Here is a 22,680-nt window from a genome sequence, read left to right as displayed (position 1 = left end):
TTTCACAGATTATCAAGATATGGCAGGACATTTTGAAAAATTTCTGCCATAACCGGTGCTGCGATCACACCCCCATAGTAAGTTCCCTGCGGCTCGTCAATCAGTACAAGACCTAAAATTTGGGGATGATTCGCCGGTGCAAATCCAAGAAAAGAGGAAATATATTTGCCACTTCTTCTTGGAAGCTTCTCACTTGTTGCCGTCTTTCCTCCTACCCGGTATCCTTCCACCTGTCCGTTCTTTCCTGTTCCTTCTGCCACCACTGCTTCTAATACTTCCCTTAATGTCTGCGATGTTTCCTTTGAAACAGCTCCCGCCTTTTCTTTATATTCATACTCTGTAATCTCTTTTGTTACAGGATTTTTCTTCTCTAAAGCAAAATGCGGTGTTACAAGTCTTCCATCATTAATTCCTGCGCTGACCGCCCGCATAAGCTGTAGTGGTGTAATCTGTATCGACTGCCCAAAAGACATTGTAGCCAGTTCTACTGCACCAATCTTATCAAGCTTATGCATAATGGAATTTGCCTCTCCTGGAAGATCCACTCCTGTTCTTTCGTAAAGTCCAAGCTTGTGGTAATAGCGAAGCATATCTTTTGCCCCGACCCTTGCCCCAATTTCCATGAAAACCGGGTTGCAGGAGTTCATAACTCCCTGCTTAAAAGTTTCTGAGCCATGTCCCTGTGTTTTATGACAGCGTATCTTTCTATCTTCTACGATTTTAAATCCCGGACAGAAAAAAGAATCCTGCAACGTTACTTTTCTTTCTTCTAAAGCGGCCGTTGCCGTGATAATCTTAAATGTGGAGCCCGGTTCATAGGAGTCACTGATCACAGGATTTCTCCACATATCATTTAGCTTATCATTCTGATTCTTTCCTTCGGCCTCATATGCTTTTGTCAAAACAAATGGCTCATTTAAATCATATTCTGGAAGGCTTACCAAAGCATAAATCTCTCCATTTTGCGGATTCATTAAAATAACAGAAACCCGTTTTGCTTTCTTAACCTTAAGAACTTTCTCGGCTGCCTGCTGTACATAACATTGCACATTATAGTCAACAGAAAGATACAGATCATTGCCATTTACCGGCTCCACCCGGGTTTCTGCCGCATTTTCAATCTCGATTCCCTGATAATCTGTAAGGGTCAAAATCTTTCCATCTGTTCCCTTCAGCACATCATCATAACGGGATTCTATTCCTAAAATTCCCTGATTATCTGCACCGGCAAACCCTAATACTTTTGATGCCAATGTTCCAAACGGATAGTATCTTTTATAATCTTCATCTACCTTTACTCCGTCAAGACCAGCTTCCCTTATCTCATCTGCCACACTCTTTGGCACATTACTCTTTATTTTTTCTCTCGAAGATACCTTTTCTACCTTCTTTTTTACTTCCTCTTCCGAAAGAGCAAGCTTTTGCGACAGTAGTTTTATTACCTTTTGTGATTCTTTTATCTGATAATAGATCACAGAAACGGAACAAACTGCCTGATTGTCTGCCAGCACAATACCATTTCTGTCATAGATTTTCCCTCTGGCAGCCTTGATCGTCCTCTCCCTCTGTTCGATATTTAATGCTTTTTTGCTTAATTCTTCGGAACGAAAAATCATAAGATAGCACAGTCTTCCTGCAAGCAGAGTAAATCCTAAAATAAATGCTCCAAATACAAGGGTATACTTCTCTTTTTGAAATGTATGAACCTTTATCGCTCTCACCCTGCAAAATGTTTTAATAGAAGTATACGCAGAAATTCTGGTCTTATTACTAACATGCCATCATGATTTTTCAAACACGCTCTAAATTCGCTGTTACTGATTCGCTGCATCCTTCGTATTCTTTTTACTTTTTGTCGTGCTGCTGCTTGTGTTCTTTTTATTTTTTGTCGTATTGCTGCTGGCTTCTGTTGTAGCACTGGTCGTATCGTCCTTCTGTTCAGTGCTGGCATTATCTGTATTAGATGTATCTGTTGTTTCCGGCTTTATGCCCAGCACATCCACGATTTCTTCCATGCAGGCTTTTTCTAACTCTACTGCCAGTCCGGCATTTGCCTGGAATGAAACATTTGGCTCATCAATCGTTACATAGATTAAGAGCTGCGGGCTTTCTACTGGGGTAAATCCAATAAAGGAAATATAATAATCCTTTTTATTTCTTGGAATTTTTTCGGCAGTACCCGTTTTACCACCAATACTATAGCCTTCAATCTGTGCTTTTGTTCCTGTTCCAGACTCCACTGTCTGCTGCATATAAGAACGGATTGTCGCTGAAGTTTCTTCGGAAATGGTCTTTCTTAACACTTCTTTCCCGATATCTTTTACTACAGCCCCATTATCACTCTGAATCTGCTTTACAATATGCGGACGATAATAATTGCCGCCATTAATAAGAGAACAAAATCCTGCTGCCATCTGCATCATCGTACAGTTAAAGTTCTGACCAAAAGCATTCGTTGCTAAAGTTACACTATTGGAATAATTCGATGCATTGTATACAAGACTCTTTGTATCTGTCTCACCTGGAAGGTCGATTCCAGTGCTTCGTCCAAATCCGAAAATATTCTGATATTTATAAAAAGTATCTGCGCCTTCTTTAAATCCAATGTTCATCATTGCTACATTACAAGATTTTGCCACCGCATCTTTTAATGTAATGTTTCCATGGACATGGGAACATCCGATGTTACGCTTTCCTACCATAAGAGAACCTGTACAAAAATAATTCTCATTGCCAGTAAGTGCTCCACTCTCAAGTCCTGTTGCCACGGTAAATGGCTTATAGGTAGATCCCGGTTCATTTGTATCACTTATAATGGAGTTTCTCCATAATTCATTAAACGCATCATAGATTGTTTTCTGGTCATCTGTTTTCTTTTTTGTGCTATCTTGGGAATCCTCAGAAGCATCTTCACTATCCGTAGTTTCCTCAGCCTGCTTCTGCTTTGTGTAAGCTTTCATCTTATCAATATCACTTTGAGAATAAAGAGATAAAAGACTTTTCTCATCCATCGGCTTATTCAGATTATATGGATAAGAACTTGTCATTCCGAGAATTTCTCCATTCTGCGGATTCATGACAAGAATATTCGTAACCTTACTTCCAATCTTATCATCAAAATCTTTTAACTTCTGCTCAATAATCTTCTGAATCTGCATATCAATCGTGCTGACAACAGAATTTCCATTCTTAGGTTCTTTTACAGACTGCTCCTGGTCAAGCTCCTCATTAAAATAATAGTATGCACGACCGTTCACTCCGTTTAACTGACTATTATAATATTGTTCGATTCCCCAGTTACCAACATTACCTGAAGATGTATACCCAAGAACACGGCAGGCAAGGGAATTATACGGATAAACTCTCTTATAGTCTTCCTCAAAAGAAACTCCCTTTACCATCTTGGCACTTTCTATCTTTGCTTTCTTTGCTTTTGAGACTCCTTTCATAGAAGCATCCGCTAAGTCTAAGAACTTCTGAAACTTCTCCACTTCGTCATATGTCATATTCTTTTTATATACTTCATAATAAGAGTATGGATTATCCTCAATCGTCTTCTTTAATTTACTCTTACTAAATCCAAAATACTCATGAAGCGCATTAATGGTCGCTTCTTCATATTTTTTATCTTGAAGCAAAATATTCTGCGGTTCCAGTATGAGTGTATAAATCTTCTCATTGGTAGCCAGGATATTTCCATTCCTGTCATAAATCTTGCCTCTCTCAAACGGCAGAATTGTACTGTCATGTTTTTGCTGACTTAGAACTGCTGTCTCATATTCTTTTCCCTTTGTTGCTGTCACATAGCATAATTTCACCACCAAAATCAAAAAGAGGAAGATGATACCTCCAAATACCAATATCAGCTTCCCTTTCATTGGGGTGGTAAGTCGTCTGTCTGCTTTTTTCTTCTTCGCCACTTTACTACCACCTGTTCTTTATCTGCTTTAATCTACACTTTCATATTGCCGGAAATAATCGTCAGAATCCCTCTGATACAAAAGGACATCGGAATCCTTCGGATAAATCATATGTAACTTCTTCTCGGCATAATCTTTAATCTGATCCAGATTGATTGATTTATCAATTTCAGCCTGAATCGCACTCTGTTTACTTTCTAAACTTGTCTTTTCAGTTTTAAGGTCAGAAATCTGTTTCTCCATCACATTAAGCTGTGCATTCGCATGAAGATAAAACATTGCTGCTGCAGAACATATGATTACCGCAATCAATGCTACCAGCGTATACTTCCAGTCAAATGCAAGAAACTTCGCCGCATTCTTCTGAATAGCTGCCGCTGCTTCTGAATCTGCTGCTTTATTCCCCGTTCTTCTTTGTTCGGGTCTTCTCACATTCTTCTTTGCAGGAACTGCCTTTGCTGTCTGCTTCCCTGCCATATCTGTTTCTAACTTTCTGACGTTGCTTCCATAAATGTATTCATAACGTTCTGATGTATTACGAAGTGCCATATTCTACCTCCAACACGATAAAATGTCTCTATCCTTCTGTGATTCTCCTCTCAAAAACACGAAGCTTTGCACTCTTAGACCGACTGTTCTCCTCAAGCTCTTCCTTACCAGGCACAATTGGTTTCCTTGTGATAACCTTTCCCTTTGATACTCTGCCACATACACAAACCGGAAATTCCGGCGGGCAAATACATGGCCGCTCACTGGTACGGAAAATATTCTTTACGATTCTGTCTTCTAAAGAATGGAATGTAATAATCGCGATTCTCCCCTCATCATTAAGAAGATCAATCATGTCCTCTAAATTATTCTTCAGCACATCAAGCTCATGATTTAACTCAATACGGATTGCCTGAAAAGTCTTCTTCGCAGGATGTCCTCCTGTAGCGCGCACCTTTTTAGGGATGGCTGCCTTGATAACCTCAATCAGCTGACCTGTTGTCTCAATCGGAGTCTTCTGTCTTGCCTGGACAATATGCTTTGCGATATTCTTTGCAAACTTGTCCTCCCCGTAATTACGGATAATATGATACAGCTCCATCTCGCTATAATCATTCACGATATCTTTCGCAGTCTTTGTCTGTCTCTGATCCATACGCATATCAAGAGGTACATCTTCCCGGTAAGTAAAGCCTCTCTCAGCATTATCAAGCTGATAAGAGGATACTCCTAAATCAAGCAGGATTCCATCTACCTTGGGGATTCCCAAATCTCTCAGTACTTCCTTCATCTGTGCATAATTGCTTCTTACAATCGTTACTTTATCCTTATACGGTTTCAGACGCTTTGTCGCAGCTTCGATTGCTTCGCCATCCTGATCGATACCAATAAGCCTTCCGTCCTCTCCTAATCGTTTCACAATTTCAGAAGAATGACCTGCACCTCCTAAAGTGCCATCTACATAAATTCCGTTCGGTTTAATTGCCAGAGACTCAATTACTTCCTCCAGCATAATCGATTTATGAACAAATTCCATTTTTACCTCCGTGTTCCATTTAAATTTTATTTTATATCAATAAGCCATCTAATGCAATATAAACCTGCTGTTATTTTCAATGTTTTATCTGCAAATTTCCAGAGCGTGTTTTTCAAACACGCTCTAAAGAAAAAGAACGATTGTCCACAAAAAACAACCGTTCCCCTTTTTCTGTTATTTCATCCTATAACAAATCTTTTTATTATAGATTTATTGTTCTTTTATTATAAAATTTCTCTCTGGTTTGACTCTAAACCATTACGAACTCACCTGTTACTGATTTGTTGCTCGCCACCTGCAGATGTGGAGTCATCTCACATCTGATATACATTATCTCATAAAATCCGTATAAACCGGCAATACAATCTCCGGCTTATCGTACATTACGATTTCCCCATCATGCATCCAGATAATCTGATCACATAAATCCTCTAAAGTAGACATACTGTGCGATACGATAACTACGGTACGGTCTCTCTTAGAAATGAGCTCTTTCATCTTGTTGTAGCTCTTCTTCTTAAACTTCTGGTCACCTACACTAAGTACCTCATCAATGAGCATAATCTCTGTCTCAAGAATCGCTGTGATAGAGAATGCAAGCTTAGAATACATACCACTAGAATATGTCTTTACCGGCATATCAATGAAGTTACCGATTCCGGCAAATTCAATAATCTCCGGCATCTTCTCAATAATAAACTCTCTTGAGAATCCAAGGAGCATACCAGATAAAATGATATTCTCTCTTCCGGAAAGTTCATTCTTAAATCCTACACCGATAGAAAGTAATGAAATCGTATGTCCATGAAGATCAATCTCTCCACTATCCGCAGAGAAAATTCCTGCGATTGCACGAAGCATCGTAGACTTTCCACTTCCGTTCTTTCCGGTAATTCCAAGAATCTGCCCTTCCGGAACCTCAAAAGATACATTCCTTACTGCGTGGAAAACTTCCTGTTCTACCTTTTTTAATTTGAAAAAGTTCTGTTTAATCGAGCCTGTTTTTAAACTTTTATAATCAATGCAGACATTCCTTACACTGATTGCACTGTTTTTATTCTCTTCCATTAAATCACCTTTACATAGCTGTTTTCGTTCTTATAAATCTTACGAACTCCTAATGCAGCAACAATAATACCTATGATAAACCATATGATAAGCCACTTTACATCTGGTGCCTGCCCGTATAAAATACACTTTCTGAGACTGCTCAAAACAAGAGCCATCGGATTCCCTTTCATAAGAATCCCTGTGTACTGTGCCGGAAGTCTCTTCTCAATATTATAGAAAATACCTGTCATATAGAATACCATACGAAGAACAATGTTCGTTACGTTCGCTAAATCCTGAATAAATACACCATAATGCATCAAATGAGTCATACATGCAAATGTAACAACAAAGAGTACAATAAATGATGGGATAACATATAAAATATTCAGCGTGATCGGTATTCTAAAGTAAATAATCATAATGACGATAATACCAAAAGAAAACAACATCTTATATCCATTAAAAAACATCTTAGATATGAGCAAAATAAATTTTGGTATATATACCTTAGTTACAATAGACTTATTATTCTTTAAAAGCTTTACACTCTGTGTCAGACATCGGTTAAAAAAATCCCAGGCAGTAATACCGATAAAAATAAATGCCGGGAAATACTGTTCTCTTGCTTCAAACACAACACCAAAAATAAATGCATAAATCAGCATGAAACAGAATGGCTCTAATACCCACCATATCCAGTTCAGATAAGAGTTGGCAACTTCTGACTTCAGCTCTGACTTTGCAGAATAAATGGCGTAGCGATAGTGACTTGTTAAATCTCTCCAAAATCGCTTCATAACATCCTCCAGCCAATTTGGAACTATCCAAAATCATTGTAGTCTCGCAACATATATATTGCCAATGCATTCTGAATAGTTACTATATTTTTTGTAAAAACCTATGGAATTATAGCATAAACAGGCGACTTTAGCAAGCCTTACCCTTTTTATGCCTGATGCGCCCTAAAATCATGCCCAAAAGTCCTCCGGCAAAAATACAGATACATACTACCTGGGTCACAGCAATTCCTGTGTGTCCAATGATAAGCTGGTCAACCCGGAGTCCCTCAATAAAGAATCGGCCTGCCCCATATCCCATCAGATAAATACACAATAGCTCTCCATCAAACTTCTTATGTTTTCGATACAGGAAAATGCACAATAATATGAGAAGATTCCACAATCCCTCATAAAGGAATGTCGGGTGCACCTGAATATACGAAAGCTTCTCTCCATTTACTGTCAACGTCACAAGATGATCAAGAATTCCTGATGTCTTTAGTTCAGATACTCTTCCATACTGTTCAAAATACTTTAATGGAATCTGCATGGCAAGTGGGCCATTCGTATAGCCTCCAAAAGCTTCTCTGTTAAAGAAGTTCCCCCATCGTCCCATAATCTGACCCAGCAGAAGTCCCATTGTCATTGTATCAAGCATTAAAAGTGCACTCTGCTTTCTTACCTTTGCAAAAATTAACAGAACGATAATTGCCATTGTCACACCTCCGACAATGCCAAGCCCTCCATGTCTTAAATTAAAAATCTCGAGGATGTTATCCTTATATGCATCCCATGAAAATACAACGTAGTAAATTCTTGCACCAATAATCGCCGGAATCATCATCCACAGCAGATAATCCATATAAATCTCTGGATTCTGCCCAGTTCGCTTTGCCTCCTGCTGTGCAACCACCAGCCCTGCTAAAAAACCGCAGGCAATGATAATCCCGTAAAACATAATCTGAAAGTTTCCGATGGAAATGTATCTTCCTACATGGGAAAGGACAATTCCTAAATGCGGAAACCGAATGTCTGTATACTGCATAAAGTCCTCCTGTTTGATAATGTCTTTTTATTATATCCCTCGGAGGGGGAAATTTCAATCTAATTAAATGAAGGTTGAAAAACAGACGCTCATGAAGCAAGCCTATCCCCTATATTTGCGACTTTAGTCGCGGCGGTTTAAATGCTCGCTCTACTCGCTCGCATCTAAACCTTGCTCCGAGGCCACAAATATAGGGGATAGGCTTGCTTCACGAGCTGTCTTTGGCTGAATTTGGTTTGGATTAATATTTTGTATGATCGGTCTTATGTGGATTCATTTAAAACGAAAAAGAATTAATTTACTTGAATCAAATAAGAGTTATAGAAATTTTATAACTTTTCCGTGTTACCTCTAATTAAAAAATCTCGCTTTACTGCAGGTATATCGAAGCAAATAGAAGCTATCATCTTCTGTCCTCAAATCTCCTCCCACTGTTTCATTCATCTTACTGCCATAGCACAGAAACCATTGAAGCCAATAAGCCATATTTGTGGTCTCGGAGCGAGTATTCAGCACGCCGCGACTAAAATCACAAATATGGCTTATTGGCTTCAATGGTTTCGTCTGTTTTACTACTAAACCAAATTATACATTAAATTTAAACAGAACCACATCTCCGTCCTGCATGACGTATTCTTTTCCCTCAGAGCGTACAAGTCCCTTATCTCTTGCGGCAGTCATGCTTCCGTTTGCGATTAAGTCCTCGTAGCTGATAACATCAGCTTTGATAAAGCCTCGTTCGAAGTCAGAGTGAATCTTTCCGGCAGCTTGTGGAGCCTTTGTTCCACGGGTGATTGTCCATGCTTTAGACTCGATTGGACCTGCTGTAAGATAAGAGATAAGTCCGAGTAAGGAATAGCTTGCCTTGATAAGTTTTTCAAGACCGGATTCTTTTAATCCTAAGTCCTCTAAGAACATTGCCTTTTCATCATCATCAAGTTCAGCGATTTCCTGCTCAATCTGCGCGCATACAACAAATACTTCTGCTTCGCAACTCTTTGCATATTCTCTTACTTTCTGTACATAATCATTTTCTGCACCGTCATCTGCTAAGTCATCTTCGGAAACGTTAGCGGCAAAAATAACTGGCTTTGCAGTAAGAAGATTACATTCGTTTAATAATGCCTGCTCATCCTCATCTTCTGTTACGAAAGTTTTAGCAAGCTGTCCATCTTCAAGATGTGCTTTTACTTTCTTTAAGAATTCTACTTCTGCAGCAATCTTTTTATCATTGTGTGCTGCGCGGGCAGATTTGGAAATACGGCGGTCTAATACTTCGATATCAGAGAAAATAAGCTCAAAGTTAATTGTCTCAATATCACGAAGTGGATCAACACTTCCGTCAACATGGATTACATTGGTATCCTCAAAACAGCGTACAACGTGAACGATAGCGTCTACTTCACGGATATTGGCAAGGAACTGGTTACCAAGTCCCTCTCCTTTGGACGCACCTTTTACAAGACCTGCAATATCAACAAATTCGATAGTAGCCGGAACAATCTTTGCAGAATCATACATATCTGACAGCACCTTAAGACGCTGATCTGGAACGGCAACAATACCGATGTTAGGGTCTATAGTACAGAATGGATAATTGGCTGACTCTGCTCCTGCCTTTGTCAAAGAGTTAAATAATGTACTCTTTCCGACATTAGGAAGGCCAACGATACCTAATTTCATAAAAAATTCCTCCTGTGGTATTTAAGTTCATAATTTCAATCTAATATTTTAGCATAGAACCTAAAAAAAAAACAGGGGGTTCTGGGTTAATTTATTAGCTAGGTAGACGAAAATGGAAAGATAATGACTTGCTATTTGTGACTTTAGTCGCTGCAGGTTGAATGTTCGCTTGCCCGCTCGCATCCAACCTTTGCTCCGAGGCCACAAATAGCAAGTCATTATCTTTCCATTTTCTGTCTTTGGCTAGCCAAGATGAATTAAACCCAGAATCTTGAAAGGATTTGGGGATGAATGCCGTGAGCAGAAATGATTTTAATGCATCTCATCTTAATTCAACAATTCAACTAACTCCAGCCAAAGACAGCCCACTTCTTTCTTCGAGGGCGTCTGTTACTTAACGAATTAAAATCTTGCCCTTAAAACCAGCACCTTTCACCTGTTGTTTTACTTTTTTGTTTTTTACATATATTTTGCAGGTTTTTGGAATACTTTTTAAATTGCATTTTTTTAAGCTTGTTGCATTGATGTATACTTTTTTCAGATAACAATTTTTCTTTCCACCGAAAGTTCCACGTATCGTCTGGATTTTTTTTGGAAGCTTAACAGTTGTTAATTTTTTGCATTTGTTAAATATAGCGTAGTCTAATTCTTTGATGGAATTGCTGAAACGAATAGATTGAAGATTCTTCATGTCACCAAATGCTTCATCTCCGATTTTTTTTACGGAATCTGGAAGATAAATGCTTTTAATATTGTCGTTCTTATAAAAAGCACCATCATCAATTACTTTTACAGATTTTTTTACTTTATAGTTTGCCTTTGTGCTTGCAACACTGTAAAGTGTTTTACCATTTTTAGAATAGATATCGTTGTTGATTACCTTTAAATAAGGATTGGAAGAAGAAATCGTAATCTTTACTTTTGGACATTTTCTTACTGTAGGCCAGTATTTTACTTTTTTCGGGATGTAAAGACTTTGAAGCTGTGGGCAGTCATAGAATTCTGTTCCAGATACACCAGCTGGTTCTTCAAACACAATTTTTTTCAGCTTCTGGTAATGACAGGCTGGTTCAGAAACACGAACACCTTTTGCGATAGTAATCTTCTCTAATACTGCCTGATAAGAACCTGCTGCCGGTTTATAAGAGCGATTTGTTTCCTCTTTCCAATCCTGATCCCAGTCATCCCAGCTAAAGAAAGTTACTTTATAAGTATCTCCCTGATACTTTACCTTATTTGGAATGCGGACTTCGCTTTTTCCTTTTTTCACATTCAGGCTTGCCTCACATTCTCCTGTAATTCTGTTTATCTCGTAGTTAACTCCGTTGATTTCTACCCATTTTGATTTTGCTTCTACCTTTGAAAAAGGGAGGGCTGATACAGCAAGTACTGCTGATAACATCAGGGCAGATAATGTTTTAAATTGTTTTCTCATTATAACATTCCTCCTGTAGATATATTAAAACCCCACCATTATAGCACAGTTTTCTATTTAATTCACTAGGAAAACTACAGACGAAGCCATTGCCCCCAATAAGGCATATTTGTGATTTTAGTCGCGGCGGTTTGAATGTTCGCTCATGCGCTCGCATCCAAACCTTGCTCCGAGACCACAAATATGCCTTATTGGGGGCAATGGCTTCGTCTGTAGTTTGCTTAATGAATTAAATAGCAATCAATCCCTTGTGATTAGAACTAAGAGATAGCCTTTTTTGACGCGAAGTGTTGCTTCTTTCGCCATAATCTCATTGCTTACCCCCACGCTTTCTTTGTTGTACAGTGTGCCATTTTTCAGTGAGTAGGAGAATCCTTCTTCGTCTATTCCTGTTACTTCTGGGGAAAAAGCAATTATGGAGAAGTATTCTTTTCCAGGATTTTGTGGATTTTTGATATCGGAACGGAGATATTTTCGTTCTTCGGGGCCGTGAAGCATTTCGATTTCATTGTGTGCATCAACAATTTTGGCTTCGATTCCATTATCTTTCAGGAATGCGAGCAGGCTGATATTTGCTAATGCATGGTCATATCTCGTTCCGGTTGCGCCGAGAATTGTTACTTTCTGAGGTTTTAAATCTACTGCGTATTTTACTGCAAGATGGGTGTCTGTGTAATCTTTTCTTGTTGGGAATTCACGAAGAGGGATACCTTTTTTTCTATATTCTTCAAGAAGTTCCTTATTTTTAAGGCTGTCGAAATCACCGAGAATGTCGGTTGGTTCTATGCCGATTTCTTTACAGTGTGCCAGTCCGGAATCGGCAGCGATGATTCGGTCATATTTTTTATCTTTTATATATTCTTTACTAAAGTTTATATCAATACTTCCCCCACTGACGATTAATAATGTCTTTCCGTTTTGCATGGTATATTTCATTCCCTTCTGATATTATATTTCACTTTTTATATCTAACTGCATCTAATCAAAGCAATCTATCTTATTTGTTCTTCTAATCTTTTGGCAATTCATCTCCCACCTTAGAGGTCGGAGTCTTCTTGCTGTAAGAGGATAAATAACTTACTTTCTCAAAAGATTTTTCTACCATGAAGAAAAACAAGTTTCATCAGTCATTACCATTTCTTTTGCTGTGCTAATTCTTCATAAAACATACAGTAATCATCATAGCGGAGTTTGCTGATTTTACCTTCTTCTAAGGCTTTTTTTACTTCACATCCTGGTTCATGGATATGACAGCATCCATTAAAGCGGCAGGTATTTTCGTAAGGTTCAAATTCTGGGAAATAATATTTCAGGTCTTCTTTTTCGATATTTTCGAGAAAGAGGGAGCTAAATCCTGGTGTGTCCATCAAGTAGGTATCCTCTCCAATGTGAATTAATTCGGAATGTCTTGTTGTGTGTTTTCCCCGCTTGATTTTTTCACTGACTGCACCGGTTTCCATCTGTTTTTCTTTACTAATACAGTTTAAAGTAGAAGATTTCCCGACACCAGACGGACCTGCCATAATTGTTGTCCTGCCACGAAGGAGTTCTTCTATCTGTGTAATCCCTTCTCCTGTTGCTGCTGCCTGGAAAATCACCTGACATCCACTGTTTTCATAATCTTTTTCAAGCTGTTGCATTTGCTCTGTTGTTGCTAAGTCTGTCTTATTAAAGCAGATAATTACCGGTATTTCCTGCTGTTCCATTGTGATCAGAAATCGATTCAGCAAGTGAAAGTTAGGTTCGGGTTCATGAACTGCAAATATAACAAGCGCCTGGTCTACATTTGCTGCCATCGGACGGATGAGCTGATTTTTTCTTTTGTGAATCTTCACTAGATTTCCTGTTTTTTCTTCTTCTGATAAAATATCAATATCCACAACGTCTCCGACATTCGGTTTCATTTTCTTGTTACGAAAGATTCCTCTGGCACGACACTCATACAGTCCGCTGCCCTCTACATATACATAGTAAAATCCTCCGATTCCTTTCATTATTTTTCCTGTCATTCTTTCCTCCGTAAAAGTAGTACATATTGAAACAAAAGCGTCGGCAGTAACAGCCAATCAGCCGTTACTGCGACGCTCTCCCTTAATCTGAAATAGCATTTAAACTTACATCGTAAGTATTATACTCTTTTCCATCAATATACATAATCACGCTTCCTGAGCCTTCTCTGTCGCCCTCAAATGTAACATTTAAAGGAAAATCATCATTGCTTACACTGCTCTTTGAATAAATCGTGCTTTCCCAGGAGTCCTGTTTGAGCACAAGTTTTACACTTCCGTTTGCTCCGTCATCAAATGGCTGTTCATCAATTGTCACGCTGCCTTCGTAGCGGTAACTTTCCTGCTCACCAAGACTGAGCACAATCGGTACTTTAGTACCTTTGTCTACAGATGTTCCTGACTCGATTCCCTGGGAAATGACATCGCCTTCGCCAACTTCACCACTGTAATCGTAGCTGACAGAACCAAGCTTTAATCCCACTCTGTTTAGCTCTCTTTCGGCAACACTCTGAGAAACTCCAATTAAGGATGGCACTGTTGTCTTGCTCACGCCTTTGCTGATAGTAATTGTTACTGCAAATCCTGTGTTTACGATACTTCCGCCTTTTGGACTCTGCTTAATCACATAGCCTTCTTTGACCGTATCGCTATTAGCATATGCTTTCTTCACCTTAAGGCCAAGCTTCTTTAACTCCTGCTCTGCTTTCTTTTCTGTATAATTCACCAAAGCCGGTACTTCCACCTTTTCTGCTGCAGTAGTGGAAGATTCCTTTTTGCCAAGCGTAAGCTTCACTTTCGTTCCAACGGCGAGAGATTCTCCTTTTTTATACTGCTGCTTCACAACAATAAGATCGCTGTCATCGCTGCTGCTTCCCTTTTCATATGCAAAGTCTGCCTTCAAACCAATTGCCTTCATCTCATCCTCTGCTGCATTCTTCGTCAGATCAAGTAATTTTGGCATCTTAACATATTCTGTCTTTTTCTCTTCCGTTGTCGTTGCTTTTGTTCTGTCCTGCGTTGTCTGTTCTGTACTCTGCTGTGTTGTTCCAGAAGATGGCTGGAATAAATGCAATGAATTTCCTATAAAATAAAATACAACACAGGCAACTAAAACACCAAACAGAACCGTAATTAAAAGAATCATCTTTTCGAGCTTTGGATTCATTTCTTTATCGTCTTTATAATCCTCATCCTCTTCATTTTCTTCATTAATTCGTATTCTGTCTTTTGTGTTATCCTCTTTTCTTCGGTTGCCAGACTTATTTAATGACTTTCTTATCTTTGTAATATCCTCTTTATTTCTCTGAATTGTTGGAGAATCATCTACGAGCGGATTCACATACACATAACTTCCATCTGGAGAAAGAAATACTTTCTGTAAATCAAGAATCAGTTCTGCCGCACTCTGATAACGCTGTTCTGGCTGTTTCATCGTACATTTTAAGATAATCTTTTCAAGACTTGCCGGAATATCCGGGAAATAACATCTTGGTGGTGTAATTTCATCTCTTAAATGCATGAGTGCGATTGCTACTGTATTCTCTCCATCAAACGGAACCTTTCCAGTTGCCATCTCATAAATAGTAATTCCCAGAGAATAAATATCGCTTCTTTCGTCTGCGTAGCCGCCCCTTGCCTGCTCCGGCGAAAGGTAGCGCACAGATCCCATCGCACTGGAAGAAATCGTATCATCCCCAGTTGCTGCTCTGGCAATTCCAAAATCTGTCACTTTTATCGTACCACTATCTGATACCAAAATATTCTGCGGCTTAATATCTCTGTGAATAATGTGATGTTCATGCGCTGCCTGCAATCCGCTTGCAATCTGAATTGCAAAGTCTACAGTCTCTCTGGCACTGAGTCTTCCGTAACGTCTGATATATCGTTTGAGAGTCATGCCTTCTGCAAGTTCCATTACGATATAATGTACACCCTCTTCATTTCCCGCATCATAAATATTTACGATATTCGGGTGTGTTAATCCTGCGGTTGACTGTGCTTCTACTGTAAACTTTCTTACAAAGCTCTCATTATCACAATATTCCCGGCGCAGAACCTTTATTGCTACATAACGGTTTAACTTATGGCATCTGGCTTTATATACATCTGCCATTCCTCCTGAGCCAATATGCTCGAGTATCTCATATCTTCCACCTAAAAAAGTACCCTTTTGCAGCAATATCTTCACCTCCCATTTCTATTCTGGGCGATGACAACTGCGATATTATCAAGGCCGCCATAAAACAAAGCTTCTTCTATACATTTTTCTGCCAGTTCTTCCTCTGTTCCTTCCCCTGATAAAATCTCTTCCAGTTTTTCATCGTCTACCATGTTAGACAAACCGTCGGAGCAGAGCAAAATCCGGCTATTCTCCTTCATATCTACGATAAAGAAATCCGGCTGGACATCTTCTGCCACTCCCACGGCCTTTGTAATAATATTCTTTTGTGGATGATTCCGGCTTTCTGCCCGGTCAAGTTCTCCTGCCCGTACCAGTTCTTCTACAAGAGAATGATCCATCGTCACCTGATGAATCTTTTCATCAAAATAGTACAGACGGCTATCCCCTATATTCATAATATATGCTGTCCCATCTACTACGGTTGCCGCAACAAATGTTGTTCCCATTCCAGAATACTGTTCTTCTTTACAAGACAGCGTATACACTTCCTCATTCACTTCATTGAGAAGCCGTTCCATAACAAGGAAAGGAAGCTCTTTTGTCTCTTTCCTTGCCAGCTCCACAAATCGGTTTACTGCATAGGATGACGCTTTATCTCCAGCTTTATGTCCACCCATTCCGTCCGCTACAATATAGAGGTTCGGAAAGCATCCTACCGGCTCATCGGAAAAAAACAAATAGTCCTGATTTACTTTTCGCTTTCTTCCGATGTCCGTCATGCCGAAAGATTTCATTCGTCCCCACTCCTTTCTTTATAGCTCTTTCTTAACTGTCCGCAGGCTGCCTGGATATCTCTTCCCATCTCCCGGCGCACAGTTACCTGAATATGTTGTCTCTCCAATATATGTTTAAATGCTGCTACATTATTCTGCGTTGACTGCTCAAAATCTCTTTCCTTAATCGGGTTAACCGGAATCAGATTAATATGACAGTTCATTCCTTTTACTCTGGAAATGAGTTCCTGTGCGTGTTCCTTTTTATCATTAACCCCTTTTACGAGGCTGTATTCAAATGTAATTCTTCTTCCAGTTGTTCTGGTATAATATCTGGCAGCTTCCATCAATTCATCCATCGAATATTTATTGGCGATTGGCATAAGCTCTCTTCGCATCGTATCATTCGGTGAATGTAAGGAAATTGCCAATGTTACCTGTGGATTTCTGTCTGCAAATTCATAAATCTTTGGCACAATTCCACAAGTAGATACGGTAATATTTCTGTGACTGATATTTAAGCCATCTGGCGAACAAAGTAATTCAATCATCCGGCATAAAGACTCAAAGTTATCAAAAGGTTCTCCTGTTCCCATAACAACCAGATGGGAAACTCTCTCTCCTGTTGCCTTCTGAATCGCATAAATCTGATCAAGCATTTCGGATGGATACAGATTTCTTGAAAGTCCCAGCAAGGTAGATGCACAAAACCGGCAGCCCATCCGGCAGCCCGCCTGTGAAGAAATACAGACAGAATTACCATGCTTATACTTCATAAGTACGCTCTCTACCATGTTACCATCGTGGAGCGAAAATAAAAACTTCTGTGTGCCGTCTATCTTCGACTCGTAATGTTCTACTTCTTCTACTCCATAGAATGGATGCTCTTTTAAAAGCTTTTCAATACATTTGGCTGGAACATTCTTCATCTCTTCCGGACTTCTTACGAGTTTTTGATGAAGCCATCCATAAATCTGCTTTGCCCGGAACTTTTTCTCACCAAGTTCCATGACACAATCGGTCAGTTCCTCTAATGTCATGGACTTTAAATCCATACTAGAATCCATACTACTTCGCCTCCGGTCTTTTAAATTTAGAAATAAAGAAGCCGTCGCAGGTATCTTCTCCCGGTATGAGCTGTAAATATCCCTGACTTCCTGTTCGGTTTTTAAGATTCTGTGGCAGATACTCCTCGATAGATACCAGATGTAATGGTGTATTTTCCTCAATCCACTTTATGTTCTCTGCATTCTCCCCTTTATTCAAAGTACAGGTAGAAAATATCATCTGGCCGCCCGGCTTTACATACTTCCATACGACAGAAAGTATCTGCCTTTGCAAAGCGGCAAGTTCGCCAAGCTGTTCCTCTGTCATCTGGTATTTAATATCGTTCTTTCTGCCCATAATGCCAAGTCCGCTGCAAGGCAGGTCTGCAAGAAGCACATCTACACTTTCTAACAGACTTTCATCTTCCTCTAACGCATCCCATTGCTGCACCTCTACATTCTCGTAGTGCATCCGGTCTTTATTCTCCTCAATGAGTTCTGTTTTATATTCTGTCAAATCTCTGGAAAGGACCTTTCCTGCTCCCTTTAATCTGTCCGCCGCATGGAATGTCTTTCCACCCGGCGCTGCACAGACATCAAGAACAAAATCGCCCTCATTTATATCTGCGATTGCTACTGCAAGCTGGGAACTCTCATCCTGTACAGCAAACTTTCCCTGGCGGAAAGCGGCAATCTTTCCAAGATAATTGAGATTAGAAATGGTAAAGGCATACGGGAGATAATTCCCTTTTTCTACTTTTACTCCTGCCTCTTCCAATTCTTTTTCCAGTTCTTCCGGTGTTGTCTTGCTTAAATTGGTACGGATTGTGAGCGGTCTTGCCTCCAGGAAAGAAGCAAAAATCTTCTCTGCACTTTCCTTCCCATACTGTTCTATGATGAGCTTACTCAGCCATTCGGGTACGGAATAGATAATACTTACATACTTTACATCGTCTTTTTTATCTGGAACCGGAAGGTTTTCCTTTTCTCTTACAAGAGTGCGGAGCACTCCATTTACAAAGCCGCTCAGTCTGCCAAATCCTCTTTTCTTTGCAAGAGATACCGCCTCCGAACAGGCTGCCGCATCTCTTACATCCATAAAGAGAATCTGATAAGCTCCCATTCGCAGAAGAGAACGGATGAGTGGCTTACATTTCTTCATCGGTGTTTTTGAATAGTGGTCTAGAATATAATCGAGATAAATCTTTCTCTCGGTCACTCCCTCACAAAGTCTGGTATAAAAAGCCCTGTCTGCCTTTTTTTCAAACTGGTTCCGCATCAGTGTCTCCCCGATTGCGATGTGGGAAAGCTTTTTATTTCTTTCAATATCAATCAGCGTATCAAGAGCCTCTGCCCTCATATCTGTCCGCTTCTCCATCTGCATTTCCTTTCTTCGTGTCTGTTTTGTTCTGCTACAATTCATGCAATAAATGCAACCTACTAGATATATTATAACTCAATATTACAAAATAATTTTTAATATTGTATTAAGCATTCTCTCCCAGAAGAGTACCTTCCTCTACCTTATGTCCAAGAAGAAAAGCTTTAACCGGCATTCTCTTTTTACCCTGAATCTGTACTTCATTGATTTTAAGAAGTCCCTCTCCTGTCTGTACATAAATAGCATCGGAAGTCACTTTTGCAACAGCTCCCGGCTGTGCGCTTCCATTTTCCTTCTCCACATCAGCATCCCAGATTTTCAAAGTTTTATCGTGGAAAGCGGTATAGGCACTTGGCCAGGAGTTAAGCCCGCGGATCAGACGTTCAATTGAAGCGGCATCTTTATTCCAGTCAATCTTACCTAAATCTTTTGTAAGCATCTTTGCATAGCAGCTCTCCTCATCATTTTGCCGAGTGCGTACTGCAGTTCCTGCTTCTAACTTATCAAGTACTTCTAATAATAACGGGCCGCCTGCCGCTGCTAACTTATCATGAAGTGACTCTCCTGTTTCTTTTGTATCAATCGGTACAACAACTTTGTCAATCATATCTCCGGTATCAAGCCCTTTTTCCATGTACATGATTGTTACACCCGTTTCTTTTTCCCCATCAATGATGGACCACTGAATCGGGGCAGCTCCACGGTACTTTGGAAGTAAGGAAGCATGTACGTTAATACATCCATACTTTGGCATATTTAAAATGCTTTCTGGGAGAATCTGTCCAAAAGCAGCTACAACGATAACTTCAGGATTGAGTCCGCGAAGAATCTCGATAAATTCTTCTTCTCCTACCTTTACTGGCTGATAAACAGGAATGTCATACTCTAAAGCCTTCTCTTTTACCGGAGTAAATGCCATCGCCTTACCGCGACCTTTTCTCTTATCCGGCTGTGTTACTACACCGACAACTTCATGGTTCTCTATAAGAGCTGCTAACGTAGGGACCGCAAAGTCCGGTGTTCCCATAAATACTACTCGCATTCTTCTTCCTCCACATCATGATATGGCTCATTCGCTCTCTCGCCGTAAAGCACACCGTCAAGATGGTCTATCTCATGTTGTAATGCTCTTGCACGAAGTCCCTCTCCCTCGATAATTACTGGATTTAACTCCATATCAAAAGACTTCACTTTTACATAATCAGCTCTTGTTACGCTGGCACATTTACCCGGAATGCTTAAGCATCCTTCCTCATCTGTCTGCTCACCAGCTGTTTCAATGATTTCTGGATTGATAAGGATGATAGGATCTTCGTCCATAACGTCAATGACACAGATTCTTCTTAAAATTCCTACCTGTGGTGCTGCAAGACCAACACCTCTTGCCTCATACATAGTATCAAACATATCCTCAATCAACGTCTCAATGGATGGTGTGATTTTCTGTACTGGTTTACATACTTTATTTAAACATGGGTCGCCAATAAAGCGGATTTTACGAATTGCCATTTCTTTTCCTCCTGGTATTCCTTTATCTTTCTTATTTTATCTTTTATTCTATCTTTTTATAATGGTTATACAAAAAGCTGTATCTTTAATTATAACATTGCAAACGCCTGCCGTAAAGTCACTTAGAGCGTGTTTGAAAAATGCTTTCTAGTAATGCGACAGTGGGTCAAAATCAAACTGAATCGTTATTCCTGCAAACATTGGATGCTTCTCTAAAACAGGCTCTAATCTTCTTTTTAAATCCAGTAATGTCTCTTTATCTTTATGTTTTAAGTAAAGCACCTGTCTATACACATCTTTTAACTTGGAAAGGCTTGCCTGTCCTGGTGCTAAAATCTGTACGGGTACTTCCTGTCCTACCTGGCTTTGCTCAATCATTTTCTCAATGCGGAGTCTCGCAACGACGGACTGTGATTCATCTCCTGACTGTACCAGGATTACAAGCATGTGTGCACACGGTGGGTATCCCATTAACTGACGGTAAGTGTACTCTTCCTTAAAAAAGTTCTCATACGAATGCTCCGCTGCTGTTGTAATTGAATAATGCTCCGGCGAATAGGTCTGGATGATAACATCCCCTCTTTTGTCTCCTCTTCCTGCCCTTCCTGCTGCCTGACAGAGAAGCTGAAATGTTTTCTCTCCACTTCGGAAATCCTGTTCATGAAGGGATAAATCTGCCGCTAGAATCCCTACCAGCGTTACATTAGCATAATCATGCCCCTTTACGATCATCTGTGTTCCTAAAAGAATATCTGCCTCACCCTTAGAAAATGCGGCAAGCATCTCCTCATGGGCATGCTTTCTTCTTGTCGTATCCATATCCATACGGAGCACTCTGGCTGTCGGAAACTCTGCATGGAGTGCCGCCTCTACCTTTTCTGTTCCAAGACCAAATGTGGCTACATGTGAGCTTTTGCAAATCGGACACTGCTTTATAAAAGTTTCTTCATAACCACAGTAATGGCAGCGTAGCTTTCCATTCCTATGGTAAGTAAGTGTCACATCACAGTGTGGGCACTTGATAACCTGTCCACAGGCACGACAGGAAACAAATCCTGCAAAACCACGCCGATTTAAAAATAGCATAATCTGTTCCTTTTTTGCCAGACGTTCTTCTATTTTTTTGTGTAATTCCCCGCTGAAAATCGAGCGGTTTCCTTTTTTAAATTCTTCTCTCAGGTCAATAATCTGCGTAGTTGGAAGCATCGCATTTCCCGCTCGCTTTTTCAGGGTCCACAGTTTATATTCTCCACTTAATGCTCTCGCATACGCTTCTACTGACGGGGTGGCTGAACCTAAGACAACACTTGCCCCGCAAAGACCTGCCCGGTAAACTGCCGTCTCTCTTGCATGATATTTCGGAGAAGTATCACTCTTATACGCTCCGTCATGTTCCTCGTCAATGATAATCAGTCCAAGTCTCTCCGTCGGAGCAAACAGTGCGGAGCGTGCCCCGATAATCACATCGGCTTCTCCTGCCCTTATCCGCTCACAGGCATCGGACTTTTCTCCCTTTGACATTCTCGAATTAATGACAGCAATCCGCTCTCCAAACCGTTCATAAAAACGTCTCACCGTCTGATACGTTAACGAAATCTCTGGAATCAGTACAATTACTTGCTTTTTCTTTGCAAGTACCTGTTCAATTAGTGCAAGATACACTTCTGTCTTTCCACTTCCCGTCACACCGTAAAGGAGATAAGTCCCCCGCTTTCCATTGTCATAGTCTTTCTGAAAGTTGTCTGCGACCGCCTGCTGTTCTTCATTGAGCGGCCATCCTGTACTTCTCTTTGTAAGCTCTGGGAATGGATTCCTGTACTTAATCCTTGACTCTAACTTTACAATGCCCTGCTCTGCGAGTCTTCGTATCTCTTTTAGCGGAAAGTTACAGCCTTTTACTGCTTCTTCCTTCGTGATTCTTCCCTTTTCTATTAACAGGAAAAGAAATCTTGCCCTCGCCACATAATGCTTCTGCTCCCATTCGGCAAGAAGCTTCTGTGCAGCTTCTATATCTGCAGAAAGAGTAATAAATACTTCTTCTTTGGGTTTCATTTTTGCTTTTACCGGAAGCACAGTGCGAAGGGCCTGTATCATCGTGGAACCATATTGTTCTTTTAAGAAAGAAGCAACCTTGATAAGTTCTGACTCCACAGAAACTCCCTCTGTATTTACCCGGAGAATTTCTTTAATCTTACTTTCTTCATAATCTGCTTCCGGGCGAATCGCGACAACATAGCCCTCCGTCTCCCGGTTTCCTCTTCCAAACGGAACAAAAACTCTGCTGCCTGGCCGCACTTCTTTCCATAAGGAAAGAGGCACCCTGTACTGGAATACCCTGTCGAGTGCCTCATGGGAAATATCAATGATTATATCAGCATATCTTGTATTACTGTCTCCCAT

At 40.1% G+C, this 22,680-nt stretch carries 18 protein-coding genes; all 18 read right to left on the bottom strand.

Annotated elements, in window-relative coordinates:
- Positions 1-2: 2 nt before the first annotated feature.
- The 18 genes from EUBHAL_RS10505 to priA all read right to left on the bottom strand — a co-directional run bounded on the left by EUBHAL_RS10505 (position 3) and on the right by priA (position 22,680).
- A complete protein-coding gene (locus EUBHAL_RS10505; RefSeq protein WP_005349177.1) occupies positions 3-1,721 on the bottom strand; it encodes a peptidoglycan D,D-transpeptidase FtsI family protein in 1,719 nt (572 codons plus the stop codon).
- Positions 1,722-1,814: 93 nt separating this feature from the next.
- Complete coding sequence (locus tag EUBHAL_RS10500) at positions 1,815-3,920, bottom strand: peptidoglycan D,D-transpeptidase FtsI family protein (protein WP_005349175.1); 2,106 nt, start codon at positions 3,918-3,920, stop codon at positions 1,815-1,817.
- 27 nt (positions 3,921-3,947) lie between these two features.
- Positions 3,948-4,469, bottom strand: a complete 522-nt coding sequence (locus EUBHAL_RS10495; protein ID WP_005349174.1) for an FtsB/FtsL family cell division protein — start codon at positions 4,467-4,469, stop codon at positions 3,948-3,950.
- Between the two features lie 28 nt (positions 4,470-4,497).
- Positions 4,498-5,445: a 16S rRNA (cytosine(1402)-N(4))-methyltransferase RsmH gene (gene rsmH / locus EUBHAL_RS10490; RefSeq protein ID WP_005349169.1), complete on the bottom strand. Its 948-nt coding sequence runs from the start codon at positions 5,443-5,445 to the stop codon at positions 4,498-4,500.
- A 330-nt stretch (positions 5,446-5,775) separates the two neighbouring features.
- Entirely contained in the window at positions 5,776-6,513 is a 738-nt protein-coding gene (locus EUBHAL_RS10485) for an ABC transporter ATP-binding protein (RefSeq protein WP_005349168.1), read from the bottom strand.
- Positions 6,513-7,295, bottom strand: a complete 783-nt coding sequence (locus EUBHAL_RS10480; protein ID WP_005349165.1) for an ABC transporter permease — start codon at positions 7,293-7,295, stop codon at positions 6,513-6,515. Before EUBHAL_RS10480 ends, EUBHAL_RS10485 begins: the two co-directional genes overlap by 1 nt.
- Before the next feature lie 130 nt (positions 7,296-7,425).
- Complete coding sequence (gene lgt / locus EUBHAL_RS10475) at positions 7,426-8,322, bottom strand: prolipoprotein diacylglyceryl transferase (protein ID WP_005349162.1); 897 nt, start codon at positions 8,320-8,322, stop codon at positions 7,426-7,428.
- Positions 8,323-8,907: 585 nt separating this feature from the next.
- Complete coding sequence (ychF, locus tag EUBHAL_RS10470; RefSeq protein WP_005349155.1) at positions 8,908-10,005, bottom strand: redox-regulated ATPase YchF; 1,098 nt, start codon at positions 10,003-10,005, stop codon at positions 8,908-8,910.
- Positions 10,006-10,399: 394 nt separating this feature from the next.
- The gene (locus EUBHAL_RS10465) at positions 10,400-11,440 is read right to left on the bottom strand and encodes a leucine-rich repeat domain-containing protein (RefSeq protein WP_005349153.1); all 1,041 of its coding nucleotides are present in this window, start codon (positions 11,438-11,440) and stop codon (positions 10,400-10,402) included.
- A 240-nt stretch (positions 11,441-11,680) separates the two neighbouring features.
- Complete coding sequence (locus tag EUBHAL_RS10460) at positions 11,681-12,376, bottom strand: thiamine diphosphokinase (protein WP_081452293.1); 696 nt, start codon at positions 12,374-12,376, stop codon at positions 11,681-11,683.
- A gap of 194 nt (positions 12,377-12,570) precedes the next feature.
- Positions 12,571-13,449: a ribosome small subunit-dependent GTPase A gene (gene rsgA, locus EUBHAL_RS10455; protein ID WP_022170001.1), complete on the bottom strand. Its 879-nt coding sequence runs from the start codon at positions 13,447-13,449 to the stop codon at positions 12,571-12,573.
- Positions 13,450-13,531: 82 nt separating this feature from the next.
- The gene (gene pknB / locus EUBHAL_RS10450; protein WP_044923049.1) at positions 13,532-15,628 is read right to left on the bottom strand and encodes a Stk1 family PASTA domain-containing Ser/Thr kinase; all 2,097 of its coding nucleotides are present in this window, start codon (positions 15,626-15,628) and stop codon (positions 13,532-13,534) included.
- 5 nt (positions 15,629-15,633) lie between these two features.
- On the bottom strand, positions 15,634-16,365 hold the full coding sequence (locus EUBHAL_RS10445; RefSeq protein WP_005349143.1) for a Stp1/IreP family PP2C-type Ser/Thr phosphatase: 732 nt from the start codon (positions 16,363-16,365) through the stop codon (positions 15,634-15,636).
- Complete coding sequence (gene rlmN / locus EUBHAL_RS10440) at positions 16,362-17,411, bottom strand: dual-specificity RNA methyltransferase RlmN (RefSeq protein ID WP_005349139.1); 1,050 nt, start codon at positions 17,409-17,411, stop codon at positions 16,362-16,364. The genes EUBHAL_RS10445 and rlmN overlap by 4 nt, the downstream gene beginning before the upstream one ends.
- A 1-nt stretch (position 17,412) precedes the next feature.
- Complete coding sequence (gene rsmB / locus EUBHAL_RS10435) at positions 17,413-18,774, bottom strand: 16S rRNA (cytosine(967)-C(5))-methyltransferase RsmB (protein WP_242648780.1); 1,362 nt, start codon at positions 18,772-18,774, stop codon at positions 17,413-17,415.
- Positions 18,775-18,877: 103 nt separating this feature from the next.
- Positions 18,878-19,813, bottom strand: a complete 936-nt coding sequence (gene fmt, locus EUBHAL_RS10430) for a methionyl-tRNA formyltransferase (RefSeq protein ID WP_005349135.1) — start codon at positions 19,811-19,813, stop codon at positions 18,878-18,880.
- Positions 19,804-20,280, bottom strand: coding sequence for a peptide deformylase (gene def / locus EUBHAL_RS10425; RefSeq protein WP_005349132.1), 477 nt, complete (start codon positions 20,278-20,280; stop codon positions 19,804-19,806). Before def ends, fmt begins: the two co-directional genes overlap by 10 nt.
- Before the next feature lie 147 nt (positions 20,281-20,427).
- Entirely contained in the window at positions 20,428-22,680 is a 2,253-nt protein-coding gene (gene priA, locus EUBHAL_RS10420) for a replication restart helicase PriA (RefSeq protein WP_005349129.1), read from the bottom strand.

It is taken from the genome of Anaerobutyricum hallii DSM 3353, assembly GCF_000173975.1.
Lineage (GTDB): Bacteria > Bacillota > Clostridia > Lachnospirales > Lachnospiraceae > Anaerobutyricum > Anaerobutyricum hallii.
Note: the sequence above shows the minus strand (reverse complement) of the source record. Positions and strands in the feature narration are given on the sequence as shown.